Annotated in this window: 11 protein-coding genes; 8 read left to right on the top strand and 3 right to left on the bottom strand. The window is 55.9% G+C overall.

The genetic code is table 11. From position 1 onward, the window contains the following. Window positions 1-113 precede the first annotated feature (113 nt). Entirely contained in the window at window positions 114-1,004 is an 891-nt protein-coding gene (locus CI070_RS01005) for a hypothetical protein (RefSeq protein WP_143245590.1), read from the top strand. A 26-nt stretch (window positions 1,005-1,030) separates the two neighbouring features. Then, on the top strand, window positions 1,031-1,408 hold the full coding sequence (locus CI070_RS01000; RefSeq protein ID WP_094136273.1) for an ApaG domain-containing protein: 378 nt from the start codon (window positions 1,031-1,033) through the stop codon (window positions 1,406-1,408). A 132-nt stretch (window positions 1,409-1,540) separates the two neighbouring features. On the opposite strand, the gene CI070_RS00995 is transcribed toward CI070_RS01000, so the two are convergent. Beyond that, window positions 1,541-5,056: a DEAD/DEAH box helicase gene (locus CI070_RS00995; RefSeq protein ID WP_094136272.1), complete on the bottom strand. Its 3,516-nt coding sequence runs from the start codon at window positions 5,054-5,056 to the stop codon at window positions 1,541-1,543. Between the two features lie 302 nt (window positions 5,057-5,358). Between CI070_RS00995 and CI070_RS00990 the strand changes: the two genes are divergently transcribed. From CI070_RS00990 to CI070_RS00965, 6 genes are all read left to right on the top strand, one after another. Further along, window positions 5,359-5,844, top strand: coding sequence for an Lrp/AsnC family transcriptional regulator (locus CI070_RS00990; RefSeq protein WP_012420802.1), 486 nt, complete (start codon window positions 5,359-5,361; stop codon window positions 5,842-5,844). A 27-nt stretch (window positions 5,845-5,871) separates the two neighbouring features. Next, complete coding sequence (locus tag CI070_RS00985) at window positions 5,872-7,041, top strand: aminotransferase class I/II-fold pyridoxal phosphate-dependent enzyme (RefSeq protein WP_179218375.1); 1,170 nt, start codon at window positions 5,872-5,874, stop codon at window positions 7,039-7,041. Between the two features lie 13 nt (window positions 7,042-7,054). Continuing rightward, window positions 7,055-7,834 (top strand): CPBP family glutamic-type intramembrane protease, encoded by a 780-nt coding sequence (locus CI070_RS00980; RefSeq protein ID WP_094136270.1) that lies wholly within the window; start codon window positions 7,055-7,057, stop codon window positions 7,832-7,834. A gap of 44 nt (window positions 7,835-7,878) precedes the next feature. Further along, a complete protein-coding gene (locus tag CI070_RS00975; protein WP_094136269.1) occupies window positions 7,879-8,541 on the top strand; it encodes a YdcF family protein in 663 nt (220 codons plus the stop codon). Between the two features lie 83 nt (window positions 8,542-8,624). Then, window positions 8,625-10,202 (top strand): glycine--tRNA ligase, encoded by a 1,578-nt coding sequence (locus tag CI070_RS00970; RefSeq protein WP_094136268.1) that lies wholly within the window; start codon window positions 8,625-8,627, stop codon window positions 10,200-10,202. Window positions 10,203-10,607: 405 nt separating this feature from the next. Beyond that, complete coding sequence (locus CI070_RS00965; RefSeq protein ID WP_094136267.1) at window positions 10,608-11,291, top strand: aldo/keto reductase; 684 nt, start codon at window positions 10,608-10,610, stop codon at window positions 11,289-11,291. A 375-nt stretch (window positions 11,292-11,666) separates the two neighbouring features. On the opposite strand, the gene CI070_RS00955 is transcribed toward CI070_RS00965, so the two are convergent. Together CI070_RS00955 and CI070_RS13270 are read right to left on the bottom strand one after the other, a co-directional pair. Beyond that, window positions 11,667-14,081, bottom strand: coding sequence for a tetratricopeptide repeat protein (locus CI070_RS00955; protein ID WP_094136265.1), 2,415 nt, complete (start codon window positions 14,079-14,081; stop codon window positions 11,667-11,669). 53 nt (window positions 14,082-14,134) lie between these two features. Further along, the coding region (locus CI070_RS13270) for a hypothetical protein (protein ID WP_179218374.1) at window positions 14,135-14,649 on the bottom strand (515 nt) is incomplete at its 5' end.

Genomic DNA, 14,649 nt, shown 5'->3' with positions numbered 1-14,649 from the left:
GGTATCTTTTTGCGTCAGGGCAGGGGGATTTCCTTGACGTGACGCCCGTATAGGACACCATAGGGCGAGAGTCAAGACATATTCCGTTTTGCTTAACCTTTTCGAGTGTTGTTATGAAGAGATTGTATCTGCTGGCCGCAGCTGTATCCGTCGCGGGGGGAATGGCGTTTTCCGCTCCAAAAGAAGAGGCCCCGGAGAAGGAGGCGGCAGTACTGGATGCGCAAACGCCGCCGCCCGGCAAGCAGGACCAGCCGACCGTTCCGGAACGCCTGCTGGACGACTCCCACATGAATGAGGAGCTGGGCATTAACGAATTTACCGCGCCGTCCATCCGCAAGATTTTTGAAGATTTGGAGGGGCTCCCTGAAATACCGGAAAAGGTGGCCCTGCGCGCACGTCCGGAGCGGCCTCCCATGGACCGCTGTTCCCTGGCTCTTCAGCTGGGCGGCATGATGGCGGACGGCTTCGTAATCGTGCAGTGCGGCAAGATGAACGAGGTGAAACCCATTGCCCTGGATCTTTCCAGCTATGCAAAGGCCATTGGAGCTGGAGAAAGGGTGAACCGCCACGCCGCCAGCCTGCTGAAAAATGCGGAAGACGGGGATTTGAGCAGTTTCAAAAACAATTTGGCCCTTATTCAATCCGATGTGGAGCAGGAGCTTGCCTCCCTGCGGGATTCCGATATGGCGAACCTGATCGGCCTGGGGGGGTGGATACGCGCCTTGGATGCCGCTACCGCGGCTCTGGATAACAAATTTGCGGAGGACAAGGCGAAGGTCATCTTCCAGCCGGATGTCCCGGAATATTTTCACTATATTCTGGACGGGGTAGAGCCGGAAATGAAAGAACGCCGCGACATTGCCAAAATCATGAACCTTCTGACGATCTTGCAGGAGCAGATGACGCTGGCTCCGGACGCCAGGCCCGCCAAGGAGGGCGTGGAAGCCATCCGCAAAACGACGCTGGAGTTGCTCAAGGCGGCTCTGGCTCCTGTGGAATCATAATTCCTCTCTCCGGCAGGCATACATCTATGGTTCTTCCCCTTTTGACCAGTCTGGAAGTGCGTCTTACTCCCCGCAGCCTGTACTTGCGGAATGAAAAACTGGAGCGGATGGTTCGGGATGATGGCCGCATCCCCGTTCCTTACAACGTAAGCATCCACAATGCGGGAGACGGCGCCGTGCGCATCATCGGCAAAAAGTGGACCGTCCGTTCCCATGAAGACGGCACGCAGGTGATTGAAGGGGATGAACTGTTCGGTTCACGCCCCCTGTTGTGCCAGGGACAGATTTTTGCGTTCAACGGCCTTCAGATGCTTCGGCTGCCGGCGCGCATCCAGTTGACTCTCCTTGTCCGGGACGAGGCGGGAATCCTTTATCATACGGATCCCGTCAGCCTTAAATGGTGAAATAAAAAGCCCTGCAATATTCATGCAGGGCTTTTTTCTGGATAAGGGATAGAGGAAGAATCTGAGGATAAAAGTCTATAAGTTAATAAAACTGTTCCTTAATTCCTACTCCCTCTAATTGTTGCTTCCGGGCTAACCTTCTTCATCATCTCCGTGGTTGAGGATGAAGTTCAGGTCGTCAATGCCCAGGCTGGAGGTAAATCCTTCGTCACCCAGCACGTTGGCGACGAGCTGGTTTTTCTGATGCTGGAGAATGCGGATTTTTTCTTCCACGGAATCCTTCGTCAGAAGGCGGTAGGCGATCACCTTGTTTTTCTGGCCGATGCGGTGCGTACGGTCGATGGCCTGGCTTTCTACGGCCGGGTTCCACCACGGGTCATACAGAACGACATAGGAGGCGGAAGTAAGGTTGAGGCCGGCGCCGCCGGCTTTCAGGGAAAGCAGGAAGACGGAAGGGTCCTTGGTCGTCTGGAATTTTTCAATTTCTCCACGGCGGTCCTTGGTCTGGCCGGTAAGATAGTTAAGCGGCCTGTTTTCCGCTTCCAGCCTGTTCTTGATGATTTCCAGCATGGAAACGAACTGGGAGAAGACGAGCACTTTGTGCCCTTCTTCCCGGAGCTGGTCCAGCAGATAGAAGAGGGCCGTCATTTTGGCGCTGTCTTCCTTGGCGTATTTGGGATCTACCAGACCGGGGTGGCAGCAGATCTGACGCAGGCGCATCAGGCCCTGCAAAATGGCGAAACTGTTCTTTTTGACGGATTCGTCCGAATCCAGGCCGAGCAGGGCCTGCTGAATGCGGCGGAGTTCCGCCTTGTACAATTGGCTCTGGATGCCTTCCATTTTGGCGTACACTTCTTCTTCCGTCCTGGGAGGCAGGTCTTTTGCCACCTGGGATTTGGTGCGGCGCAGCAGGAAGGGTTTCAGGCGCGCGGCCAGGCGGTTCTGGCTTTGCGGGTCCTTGCGCTTGTCAAAGCGCTTCTTGAAGTAGGAGCGGGAACCGAGGACGCCGGGCATGGAGAAAGCCATGAGAGACCACATGTCCAGCAGGCGGTTTTCAATGGGTGTGCCGGAAAGAACGAGGCGGTTGTAGGAAACGATTTCCCGCGCCGCCTTGGCTGCCTTGGAATCCGGGTTTTTGATTTGCTGGCCTTCATCCAGAATGACCGTGAGCCATTTGATTTGGTTCAGGGTTTCCCCGCAGACGCGGAGCTGGGCGTAGTTGACCACGACCATGTCGTAGTTCTTCTTGATGTCTTCCAGATTGGCCTGGTCCTTGCTGCGGATGACGAGGACGCGCACGCCTGGCGCAAATTTTTCCGTTTCTCCCGCCCAGACGTCCAGCACGGATTTGGGGCAAACAATAAGAACCGGGGGAATGACGGCTTTTTTCTTGGATTTGTTTTTGCGGGCGAATTCTTCACGCAGCCAGAGGACATAAGTGATGGACTGGATTGTTTTACCCAGGCCCATGTCGTCCGCCAGAATGCCGCCGAACCCGTTCGTGGCAAGGTAAGCCAGGAAATGGAACCCTTCCACCTGATATGGGCGCAGGGTTGCCTGGAGCTGGGAGGGAACATCCGGCTTGACGTCGATCTGGATTTCCGCGGTACGGTCCTTGATGCGTTTCCATGCCTTCGGGTCGAACACTTCCGCGGCTTTCGGGTCCGCCAGCTGCATGGCGTGCATGCGGTGGGTTTCTCCGGAAAGATCGAAGGGGTCCAGGCCCAGGCGGGTAACGGCGTCGCGCTGGTCGTTGTCCAGCTTAATTTCCAGGCGCATCCATCCTCCGTCGTCCATGCGGACGTAACCGCCTCTGGCGGCGACCAGGGCGCGGATTTGTTCTTTGGAGAGCTGGACGCCTTCCACATCAATGACGATGCGAAGGTCAAACCAGTCAATTTCCTGGTTGACTACTTCAAACCGCACGGCGGCGGCCACCGGATCCGCCAGCAGCGTCTTGAGCTTGTCATCCATATTGACGGTCAGCTCTTCCGGAAGCTGCTTGGCCCATTCCGCGAATTTTTCGGGGAACTGGCGGGTGACTCGGGCCTTGAACGCGCCCACCTGGGGGTCGTAGGAAAAGCCCATTTCTTCCAGCAGGCCGGGAATGGGATAAAGGTGCTCCCGGATGAAGCGCAGCAGAACTTTGTTCTTCATGGGCTCCTGATGGGATACGTCCCAGCCGTCCTTGCCGAGTTTTTCCGTGCGGTAGCCGGAAGCGTCCCGGGCGCTTACTTCGCAGAGCACGTGTTCCGTTTCCGCAGAGGTGAGGCCGCGGACGATTTTCATGTCAAAGGTGCCGCGCAGGTCAATGTCCACCACGCGGTCTTCCATGCTGGGGGGCAGGGAAGCGCCTATTTTGCGGAGGAATTCCACCCCTTCAAGGCTGTCGATGACCTGCTTGGGAATGGAGTAGCGGGGTTCCACTTCCGTGCTTTCCAGCCAGCGGGGAGGTCCGGGGAAAACAGTTTCGTCAGACTGGTACAGTTCCTGCTGGCCCGGAAGCTGCCGGACGGAGTGAGAGACGTTGATGCCGGTGGAAGTAGCGAGCTGAAGAGCGTAGCAGTCCGGTTCAATGGGATCGTCCTGGCAAATCCATTTGAGCGGTTCGTCCACCACTTTGAAATAGTTTTCATCAAGGTTCACCAGGTAGCCTTTCAGGGCGGGCTGGTGGAAAAGTTTGTTCATCAGGGCGCATGCGGCTTCCTGGTCCAGGTCCAGCGTCAGGGCGTCTTCCGCACGGGCGTAGTCGGACAGGGAGACGAGCAGGATTTCCGTCTGGGCGTCCATGCGTACGGCGGCCCGTTCATGCAGATTTTCCAGATGTTCCAGATCCTGTTTTTCCCGGACGGGAATCCAGTCCTGCTTCAGGGAATGACGGTATTCGAAATGCCCCTCGTTAATAGTGGAAACAAGCCTCATGAACAGTTCTCCGCGGGGCGGCTGCGGGGGGCGTTCATTCACGGATTGGATGCGGTCGTACCAGGTGCCGACTTCACGGGAGCGCTCCCACTCATGAATCTTGCGCTGTACCTTTTCCAGATCCGTAATGGAGTCCATGAATTCCGGATAGGGCAGGCGTTTCTTGTTGAAAGCGTAAGCAATGTAATTCCAGAATTCGAGGATGTTCGTGGGAGGCACGGGCCACAACTCCAGCGGGTCATAGCTGACGATTTCCCATCGGGGATTCAGGCGCACCATATCATGGTCGTGAATCTCCTGTTCAATGGCGAAACGGCGGTAGCGCTTCTCCAGTTTGCTGACGTAGTCCGCTTCCTTGTCGTCCAGTTCGCGGCCCAGTTTCTCTTCCAGAATATCCAGAAGGGGAACATCATTCAGTTCGTTCGGGGACTCCGGAAGATCCTGGCCGCGGTACATGCGCTCCAGCATGGCGGCATACATGGCCGCTCCGGCGAGGTCCTCGTCTTCCGTGGAGCATGCTCCGAACCACCTGTTGCCCTGAAGGCGCAGATTTACGCGGTGCACGCCGTATGCGTCTTCCACGCGGCCCTGAATATATAAATGATTGCCGAAAATTTGCGTGACTGCGCCATCTTTCTGGAGTTTCTCTCCGCGCAGCCGGATTTCTTCCGGAAAGGCATTGAGGAAGTTCAGAGTAGCCCTGTCCGGGTTAAGTGCCATGCTCATAATATCAAACTGTCATATAAAAATTGGAAACAAGCGTTCCCAGTCAGGGGACGCCACAGGTCTATGCACTTTACTATGGCACAAAAAGCGGATTAGAGCAACTATTCTCTGAAAATAATTCCGGAGGTTGTTTGTGGTGAAGTATTTATTGTTGAATGACAAATTGTTATGTTTATGTGAAGAAGGTCGATTTTTGAAGAAAACGAACATATTTTATCATCTTGGAAAGAAAAGATGTCAGTCTTGCGTAACATGATTCTTGACAGGTTCGTCGTAAAAGCGTCTTTTATGCCTGAAATTTTATGTCCTCTGCATCACTTCTACAGTTACTGGCGACTCAAGCCCGCTTGAGCGATGGCGAATTGGCCGAACGTCTTGACATGACTGAAGAAGCCGTGCGGGCCCAGCGGGAACAGTGGGAGAAGGAAGGCGTCATCCTCGGATACCAGGCCGTGGTGAATGAGGAATATGAGCACGACAGCAAGGTGGCGGCCTTCATTGAAGTGAAAATGACGCCTGAACGCGACGGCGGTTTTGACCGTCTGGCCATGCGCATCTCACGGTTCGACGAAGTCTCCTCCTGCTATCTGGCAAGCGGCGGGTTTGACCTGCTGGTGCTTGTGGAAGGAAAAAGCATGCGGGAGATTGCCCGGTTTGTGGCGGAAAAACTTTCTACGCTGGAAGGGGTGTTGTCCACTTCCACACACTTCCATCTGAAAACATACAAGAAAAACGGTTGTGTGTTTGAAGCTCCCGTGCAGACAGAACGCCTGGCTGTCGCTCCGTAATTCTCTGCCGTTAAGAAAGGAATGATCATGAATTGGCAGAACAAAATAGCGGAGCAGGTAAGCTCCATACCCCGTTCCGGCATCCGGGAATTTTTTGACCTGGTCACGGGACGCACGGATATCATCTCCCTGGGCGTAGGGGAGCCGGACTTCGTGACGCCGTGGAATATACGGGAAGCGGCCATTTACTCCCTGGAAAAGGGTCATACCTCCTATACATCCAATTACGGGTTGGAATCCCTGCGCCGTTCCATCGTCAAATACGTGGACGGATTTTTCCATGTCAACTACGATCCCCTGCGTGAAGTGCTGGTGACCGTAGGCGTAAGCGAGGCCATAGATCTCGCTCTCCGTGCCATTCTGAATCCGGGGGACGAGGTTCTTTACCACGAACCCTGTTATGTTTCCTATGCCCCCAGCGTCAACATGGCCTATGGCGTGGCTACCGCCGTTCCTACGAGCAAGAGGGATCTTTTTGCCCTTAACCCGGAGGTGCTGGAAGCGTCCATTACACCGCGAACCAAGGTGCTGATGCTCAACTTCCCGACGAACCCGACCGGAGCGGTGGCCCCTGTGGAAACCCTTCAGGAAATCGCCCGCATCTGCATCAAGCACGACCTCATTGTGCTGACGGATGAAATTTACAGTGAACTGCGTTATGACGGCAAGCCGCATGTTTCCATAGCTTCTCTGCCGGGGATGAAGGAACGCACGCTTCTGCTGCACGGCTTCTCCAAGGCATTCGCCATGACGGGGTTCCGCCTGGGTTATGCCTGCGGTCCGGAGCCGCTTATTTCCGCCATGATGAAAATTCATCAGTATTCCATGCTCTGCGCCCCCATTACTTCCCAGGAGGCGGCCATTGAAGCATTGGAAAACGGGACATCCGCCATGTTGAAAATGCGGGAAAGCTACCGCCAGCGCCGGGATTACCTGGTGAAGTGCCTTAATGAAATCGGCATGGACTGCCACCTGCCCGGCGGCGCGTTCTATGTCTTCCCGGACATTTCCAGATTTGGCCTGACCAGCAAGGAGTTTGCCACCCGGCTGCTGATGGAGAAGCAGGTGGCCGCCGTGCCGGGGACCGCCTTCGGCGCGAGCGGAGAAGGTTTCCTGCGCTGTTGTTATGCGACCGCCTTTGACCAGATCAAGGAGGCCTGCAACCGCATGGAGCATTTTGTGAAAACTCTTTCCTGACCCGGCAGTATTCATGAACTCCGTGACGGAGGCGCTGAAAACAAAGGCGTATGTGGCGCCGTTTGCAGTATTCATGGGCTTTACCCTGGTATGGCAGTTTGGCGCCCCGTTTCTGGAATGGGACCACCCGGCCGCGCCCTGGTGGAGAAGGGCGCCGGAACAATGGCTGTACCCCGTTCAGGCGATCGTTTGTTTTGCCCTGGTTTTCCGGTGGAGAAAAGCCATTGATTGGGATTGGCGGTGGAAGCCCGCCGCCTGGGGAATTCTGTTCGGCGTGCTGGGTATCCTGTGCTGGCTGGCCCCGACCATGATAGCGGACCGCCTGCCCGGAGGCGCGGACGCCTGGTTTGGCCATCCCTCCTGGCCCTGGTACCGGTATCTGCTGGGAATTGACGCGCGTCCGGAGGGGTTTGATCCGGGCATCGTCTTCCTTATGGATTCCTGGAGCTGGCTGGCGGCCCTGGTGCTGCGTTTCTTCCGTGCCGTGGTTGTGGTGGCTCTGGTGGAGGAACTTTTCTGGCGCGGCTATCTGATGCGTTTGATGGTGAATCCGGACCATCCCTGGAAGGTGCCATTCGGCGCTCATAGCTGGAAGGCATACTGGGTGACTACCCTCTGTTTCATGGCGGTGCACCAGCCCGTGGACTACTGCGGCGCGTTCGTTTACGGTTCCCTGGCGTATCTGCTTGCCGTCTGGCGGAAAAATCTGTGCGCCGTGATCGTGATGCATGCGGCGGCGAATGCGCTGCTGGGCTGGGCTGCTCTGGCATGGGGCAAATACGGATTATGGTGAATCCGGCGTTTACAGGGAGGAATTTCTTGAGTACATAAAAGCCGATGACTCCAGAGGAAGCCATAGAAATTTTGTGGGACTACCATCACGTGAAGCAGGTGCTGCATCCGGCGGAACTCATTTTCATTCTTGGCAGCAATGACATAAGGGTGGCGGAATATGCGGCGGAACTTTATGCCCGGAAGCTGGCTCCCCTGTTGCTCTTTTCCGGCGGGATGGGGCGTTTTACGGGGGAATGGGCTGTACCGGAAGCGGAACTTTTCGCAGAGGCGGCCATGAAGAAGGGCGTGCCGGGGGATTGCATCCTCATTGAAAACAAATCCACCAACACGGGAGAAAATGTCCGCTTTTCCCGCGCTGTCCTGGAAAAAGCCGGCATTCCGGAACCATCCAGCCTCATTGCCCTGCAAAAGCCCTATATGGAACGGCGAACGCTGGCTACGCTCCAGGCCCAGTGGCCGGAAGCGCGGGTGGCGGTCAGCTCCCCTCCCTTCACGTTCAGGGAATACCTGACCGGGGAACTGCCGCAGGAACTGGTAGTTTCCGCCATGGTGGGGGACTTTCAAAGGATACTGGAATATCCTAAACAGGGATTTTCCACGGAACAGCCTGTGACTCCGGAGGCGATGGCGGCATTCCGCACGCTGGTGGAAGCGGGTTATGGCTCCCAGCTGCTCAAGGGGGTTCCCCTCCCCTGGAATTCTTGAGAAGACACGCTTTTTGCTTTCACTGAACGCTGATTGCGGGCATCAATACAACCCGCATAGCCAACCCAATTATATAACTCATCATGGCAGACAGAACCAACACAGACCCCGCCCGAATGGAAAAAATCGTGAGCCTCTGTAAAAGGAGGGGATTCATCTTCCAGTCAGCTGAAATTTACGGCGGTCTGAACGGTTGCTGGGACTATGGTCCCATGGGGGTGGAACTCAAGCGCAATCTGAAGGAATACTGGTGGCGTAAAAATGTGCAGGAACGCGAGGATGTGGTCGGCATGGACGGCTCCATCCTGACGCATAACTCCGTACTGGTGGCTTCCGGCCATGTGGGCGGATTTTCCGACCCGATGTGCGATTGCCTGTTGACCAAGGAGCGTCTGCGTGCGGACCAGGTTCCGGCCCAGAGCGGCATGGGGTTTTTCTATACCGGAGCCGCCAAAAAAGACGGTTCCTGGAATATTGAAAAGAAGTACTCCGTTCTGGTGGAATCTGAAAAACAGGCGGACAAGGCCCGTAAGACCGCGGCTCAATACTATGCCCAGCTGGCCGGCAAGGATGTCTCTTACAAGGACATGGAACTGAAGGGCGAGTGCATGGAAATCGTAACGGATTCCACCATGTACAACCCTGCCAACGGTTCCCTGCTGACGGAAGCCCGTGAGTTCAATCTCATGTTCAAGACAACCATTGGAGCTACCTCTGATGAAAACGATCCCAACGCTACGGGCTGGCTGCGCCCGGAAACGGCCCAGTCCATTTTCTGCCAGTATAAAAACATTCTGGACAGCTCCCGCGTCAAACTGCCTTTCGGGATCGCCCAGATCGGCAAATCTTTCCGCAACGAAATCAACCCGAGAAACTTCACTTTCCGTTCCCGCGAATTCGAACAAATGGAAATTGAATATTTCTGCCGGCCGGAAGACGGGCTGCGCCTGGTGGATGAATGGCTGGAACACCGCCTCTGCTTCTATGACGAGGTGGGGGTTCCGCGCGAACACATTCATATTTTGGATGTGCCGGACGGCGAACGCGCGTTCTACTCCAAGAAAACCTATGACCTGGAGTATGAATTCCCCTTCGGCATCCAGGAACTGGAAGGCATCGCCTACCGGACGGATTATGACCTGAGCTGCCATCAGAAAGGTTCTGGCCGTCCGCTGGAATACTTTGATGAAGAGACGCGGGAGAAATTCATTCCCCATGTGGTGGAGCCTTCGGCCGGTTGTGACCGCACCATTCTGGCCATCATCTGCGAAGCTTACGATGAAGAGGAGCTGGTGGACGACAAAGGTAAAAAAGACGTCCGCACGGTACTCCGCTTCGTGCCCCGCATGGCCCCGATCAAGGCGGCCATCTTCCCTCTGCTTAAGAAAAACGGGGAACAGGTGCGTATTGCCCGGGAAATTGAAAAGACGCTTCAGCCGTGGATGTCCGTCTTTTATGATGAAACGGGAGCTGTCGGCCGCCGTTACCGCCGCCAGGATGAAGTGGGTACTCCTTTCTGCATTACGGTGGATTTTGAAACGCTCGGAGAAAACGATGCTTCTCTCAAGGGGACGGTGACCATTCGTCACCGCGACTCCATGAAACAGGAACGTGTTGCAATTAACGACCTGCTGCATTGGCTGATTGCCCGCATACGTTAATGTTTTTTCAGCGGTTTGAGTCCGGAAAATATCTTCAGAGCCGTCCCGTTTACAGCGGGACGGCTTTTTATTTCCCAAATAGCAGCGGAGAAAGGGGGCTTGGATGGCCAATATCGAAAGTGATTTTTCCGGAAGAAGGCCCATTGTTTCGGAATCAGTATGACAGGAGGCTGGTCGTTTTTTGATGCGGGTATGCCCGGCGGGAAATGAGTGTTTTTTACACGTTCGCGAAAAGCATATTGAATGAAATTTTAATGAGAGTTATTGACGGCCTGCCAGCAGAAAAGGAAGATGACGGACGAGGCGGTTCGGAAAAAACGTCCTGATTTTTGAGCTTTTTTTCTCATCTGCTGTCAAAGGTTTATACGGCATGGAATGATGCGATCAGGTAGAAAGAAGATATTAATGATGGAACATTCAGTAATTTTTCCGGACCATCGGAAGGTTTGCGCCCTGGGACAGGGAACCTGGAAAATGGGAAAATCAGCGTTGAGGGAAGCCGATGAGATAGATGCTTTGCGCGCCGGCATTGAGCTGGGCATGAGCGTAGTGGATACGGCGGAGATGTATGGCAACGAGGAAATGGTGGGAGCGGCAATCCGCGGATTGCGCGACCGTGTGTTCCTGGTTACCAAGGTGCTGCCCGGCAACGCCAGCAGGACTGGAACCAAAGAGGCCTGCGAACGGAGCCTGAACAGGCTGAAGACGGACTATGTGGATTTGTTTCTGCTTCACTGGGGCGGTCCCCATCCCATTGAAGATACGGTTGCCTCCATGGTTGAGCTGCAGCAGGAGGGTAAGATAAAGGCCTGGGGCGTGAGCAATATGGACGTTCCGGAAATGGAGCGGTTTTATGCCGTCCCGGGGGGAGCCTCCTGCGCCGCCAACCAGATTCTTTATAATCTGGCCCATCGCGGCGTGGAGTACGATTTGCTGCCGTGGTGCCGGGAGCGTCACCTTCCCGTGATGGCCTATTCGCCTGCGGATGAAGGGCGGCTTTCCCGCAATCCGGTGCTGATGGGGATTTGCTGGATGAGGCTTTTCCGCCCCCGGTCAGCAAGGTGCATCTGGATTCCTGGTAAACCGTGACGCCGGCCGACAGTTGGAGTGAAACGGGTCGCGCGGATTTTCCTGACGCATCAGAATGGTTTTAAGCCCTTCATCTGTACCGGGATGAAAGGGCGTCTGCGGATAATTTCCATATACGCATGCCTTGATGATCCTTGTGGGTACGATATGAGGGAGGCATTGGCTTTGCCGTTCGTAAGCCCGGGGAATCCGCTGACGCATATCCGGAAGGGGGACCGGATCTTTTTATTTGAAAAGAAGAATGTGCTGTTTTCCCGTTCCAGATTCTTCAGCAGGAAAGAAGGCTGAATGCGGCTGTGAGAAAGCCGCCCTTCCGGGGGAATACGGCATTCCCGGAGAGGCGGCTCCAGAAAAGGGGCGGGAAGATCAAAAGCGTTACAGCGGCTGCGCATCCGTCCTGGGTATCCAGACAGGCGTATTCTGGAAGGTGCTGGCGTAGTACCAGGAGCCGCGTTCCGCGCGCAGGATGAGCGGGGTGGATTCCGGCAGGGTGATGAGCGCCGGGCTGTTCATGTCCGCCGCGTGTCTGCCGGGCGTTTTTTGGGTAACGACCAGCAACCGGTCCGCCGGAATGGATTCCGGGGTTTCCGGGTACATGATGTAGTTCATGACAGCCGCTACGGTGACCAGTCCGCTCAGGGTGGCCAGAATGGTCAGCAGCGCCCCGTGTTTGCGGGTAACGGTCAGCAGGGCCAGGAAGGTGAGCATGACGGCCCCGGACAGGATGGCGATGGGGCCGAGCGTATCATGGCTGATGTAAGTGAGCCACTGGTTTTCCGTGGTATTGGCGGGCAGGATGGCTCCCTCCTTGCGTTCGATGAATTGCAGGTTGTATTCAGCTTCCGTGAAGTATGGGGAGAGTTCCAGGGCGCGGCGGTAATTGAGGGCTGCCAGCCCGGGCTTGTTCATGCGGTAATAGGAATTGCCGATGCCGAAGCAGGCGTAGGCTCGTTCTGACCTGGAAAGCTCCGTATTGCCGCTTTCCTTGCTGAAGTAGTCGATGGCTTTGGCGTATTCTCCCTGTTCATAGGCTTTTACGCCCAGGTTTTCCGTTTCCGACGCGTTTCCGGCTGTTCCGGCCAGAGACAGGGCCAGTACGGCGGCCACCATGAGAACGGGAAGCTTGGCGATGGCTTTTTTAATAGCCTGGAGCATGCGCTGGCGTTCCGCGTGCGGCAGTTCGTCCGAGGATTCCGAAGGCTTGAATGCCCTGTCGTCCCGGAGTTGAAGGATATTTTTCATTTGTTCATTCTGCTTGGAAGGGGGAATATAGGATTCAATAAAGTTGCCGGCGGAGCGCAGGAATTCCGTGGAGCTTGCCTGGCGCGGAGCGGAGGCGAGCCTGCGGAAGGCTCTCATGCGTTCCCTGGCCGTGAAGCTTTCCTTCCGGATTTTCCGGATGTAGCGGATCAGAGCCATTCCCAGCAGGACGACGGCGGGGATGTAGGCCAGGAAATACCATCCCCAGTGAGCCGGAGCGGTAAGGGCGTTCATAACGGCGGCGGGCATGATTCCGTAAATATCCGTCATTTCCGCTACCGGAATGGCGCCAGCCGGGGGGGGCGTGGCGGGAGCGGCGCCTCCGGCCGCCGTTCCTGTGATGACCGAGGCCTTCCATTCCAGGGGAATGGGGGCAGTCGTTACGGTTTTGTACTGCTGCGTGCTGGGGTCAAAAAAAGTGAGTTCAAAGGGTGGGATGGCATCCGTCTGGGCGACCGGGCGCATCATTTGCTGAAATTCCACGGTTCCCTGGATGGAGCGCGTATTCTGGCCCGGGTCCAGCTTGTTGGGAGGGTAGAGCTTCCAGTTGGAGGCGTCCGTGAGGGCCGGGCAGGCGATGCTGTGGATGTTGCCTGTTCCTGTTACCCTGATTTTCACGGTAATGGGTTCATTGGCGCTGAGATCCCGCGCATCCGTGGTGGAGGAGATGCGGAAATTTCCTACGGCATTGGTGAAGGAAGCGGGAGCTCCCTGTGGAAGTTCCTGGGCCGTGATTTTTACTTCCGGAATAGCCATTTCCACCAGCACTTCCGAACGGATGAAGTTGGCGATGAGAGGATCCGCCTCCGGCAGGGCGGCGCGTGCCGTGACAGCGCCGGATGCCGTTACTTCCCCGGCGCGCAGCGGGAACAGGGTGCTCTGGAAGGTCATGACATTCCAGTTGACGCCTTTATAAAGTACGGAGCCGCGAGGCTGGCCGCGGAGCAGTTCCACCAGCGTGGGTTCAAAGCGCCAGGTAGCCAGGTTGGAGGTGGTAATGGCGGGCGCCGTGTATTCCAGAATGTATTCCGGAGCATAAATTTTCAGTTCGCAGCGGTCCGGCTGGTGGACATAGGGCTTCTGGTTATCCACATGCCAAAGCATGCCGTACGGAACTGCTGTACCGTTCAGGTTCAGCGTATTCCATTTGATGGCGCTGTACGGGTAGACAGTCAGCGTCTGGGGAAGCGTGGTATAGGTGCGGCCATTGTTGGCCTGCAGGGTCAGGGAAGGGATTTCCACGGTGCCCACTTCGTCCGGCGTCACTTCAATGGCCATCAGGAAGGCGGATTGGTTGGGGGCCCCCGGCCAGCGGATGTAGTTGCCCTGGCTGACCCAGCGCAGGCTGGCGCCCTTTACACGGGGAAGCGGATCCTGACGGGCGATGCTGCCGTCCGTCAGGATGATGAAGAGACGGGTTTGTTCTCCCGGCACAACGGCGTCGGACAGCCAGGTGGTAACCACCTGCTGAGCCATCAGCGTGACAGTCATGCAGAAGAAAAGCGAAAGAATGGCGAGCAGTTTTTTCATTGTATTGCGGGATATGGTTAAAGGGGTGGCATCGCGGATGCGGGAGGAACGTGTTAATAATCCTTATCCGGAGGAATTTCCGGCGAACGCTGGGGAACGGGGCAACCGGGTTCAATGTCCCTGCGTTCCATCAGGATGGCTCTTGCCTCCCGGCGTTCCTTTTCCTCCCTGCTTTCCTGTTGCGCGGCTACCGGAACGGGCTTGTCCCCTTCCGGCTGGGGCTGCGGTTTTTCCATGCCGGGCGTTTCAGGAAGCCTGTCTTTTTCCGGGGAGGAGGGAAGACGGGCGTTTTTCATTTCATTTTCGTCCTTCTTGCTTTCCTTGGTTTCGGCGTTATCCTTGTCTTGGTCCTTGTCTTGGTCCTTGTCTTGGTCCTTGTCTTGGTCCTTGTCTTGGTCCTTGTCTTGGTCCTTGTCTTGGTCCTTGTCTTGGTCCTTGTCTTGGTCCTTGTCTTGGTCCTTGTCTTGGTCCTTGTCTTGGTCCTTGTTCTGGTCCTTGTTCTGGTCCTTGTTCTGGTCCTTGTTCTGGTCCTTGTTCTGGTCCTTGTTCTGGTCCTTGTTCTGGTCCT

The organism is Akkermansia muciniphila (assembly GCF_900184965.1).
In the GTDB taxonomy this organism is placed as follows: Bacteria; Verrucomicrobiota; Verrucomicrobiia; order Verrucomicrobiales; family Akkermansiaceae; genus Akkermansia; species Akkermansia muciniphila_A.
Note: the sequence above shows the minus strand (reverse complement) of the source record. Positions and strands in the feature narration are given on the sequence as shown.

Bases quoted from the DNA above. Each gene is read 5' to 3' on its own strand.
- CI070_RS00985 (WP_179218375.1), top strand. From the start codon at position 5,872: ATGAATTGGCAGAACAAAATAGCGGAGCAGGTAAGCTCCATACCCCGT.
- CI070_RS00955 (WP_094136265.1), bottom strand. From the start codon at position 14,081: ATGAAAAAACTGCTCGCCATTCTTTCGCTTTTCTTCTGCATGACTGTC.
- CI070_RS01005 (WP_143245590.1), top strand. From the start codon at position 114: ATGAAGAGATTGTATCTGCTGGCCGCAGCTGTATCCGTCGCGGGGGGA.
- CI070_RS00980 (WP_094136270.1), top strand. From the start codon at position 7,055: ATGAACTCCGTGACGGAGGCGCTGAAAACAAAGGCGTATGTGGCGCCG.
- CI070_RS00975 (WP_094136269.1), top strand. From the start codon at position 7,879: ATGACTCCAGAGGAAGCCATAGAAATTTTGTGGGACTACCATCACGTG.
- CI070_RS01000 (WP_094136273.1), top strand. From the start codon at position 1,031: ATGGTTCTTCCCCTTTTGACCAGTCTGGAAGTGCGTCTTACTCCCCGC.
- CI070_RS00965 (WP_094136267.1), top strand. From the start codon at position 10,608: ATGATGGAACATTCAGTAATTTTTCCGGACCATCGGAAGGTTTGCGCC.
- CI070_RS00990 (WP_012420802.1), top strand. From the start codon at position 5,359: ATGTCCTCTGCATCACTTCTACAGTTACTGGCGACTCAAGCCCGCTTG.
- CI070_RS00970 (WP_094136268.1), top strand. From the start codon at position 8,625: ATGGCAGACAGAACCAACACAGACCCCGCCCGAATGGAAAAAATCGTG.
- CI070_RS00995 (WP_094136272.1), bottom strand. From the start codon at position 5,056: ATGAGCATGGCACTTAACCCGGACAGGGCTACTCTGAACTTCCTCAAT.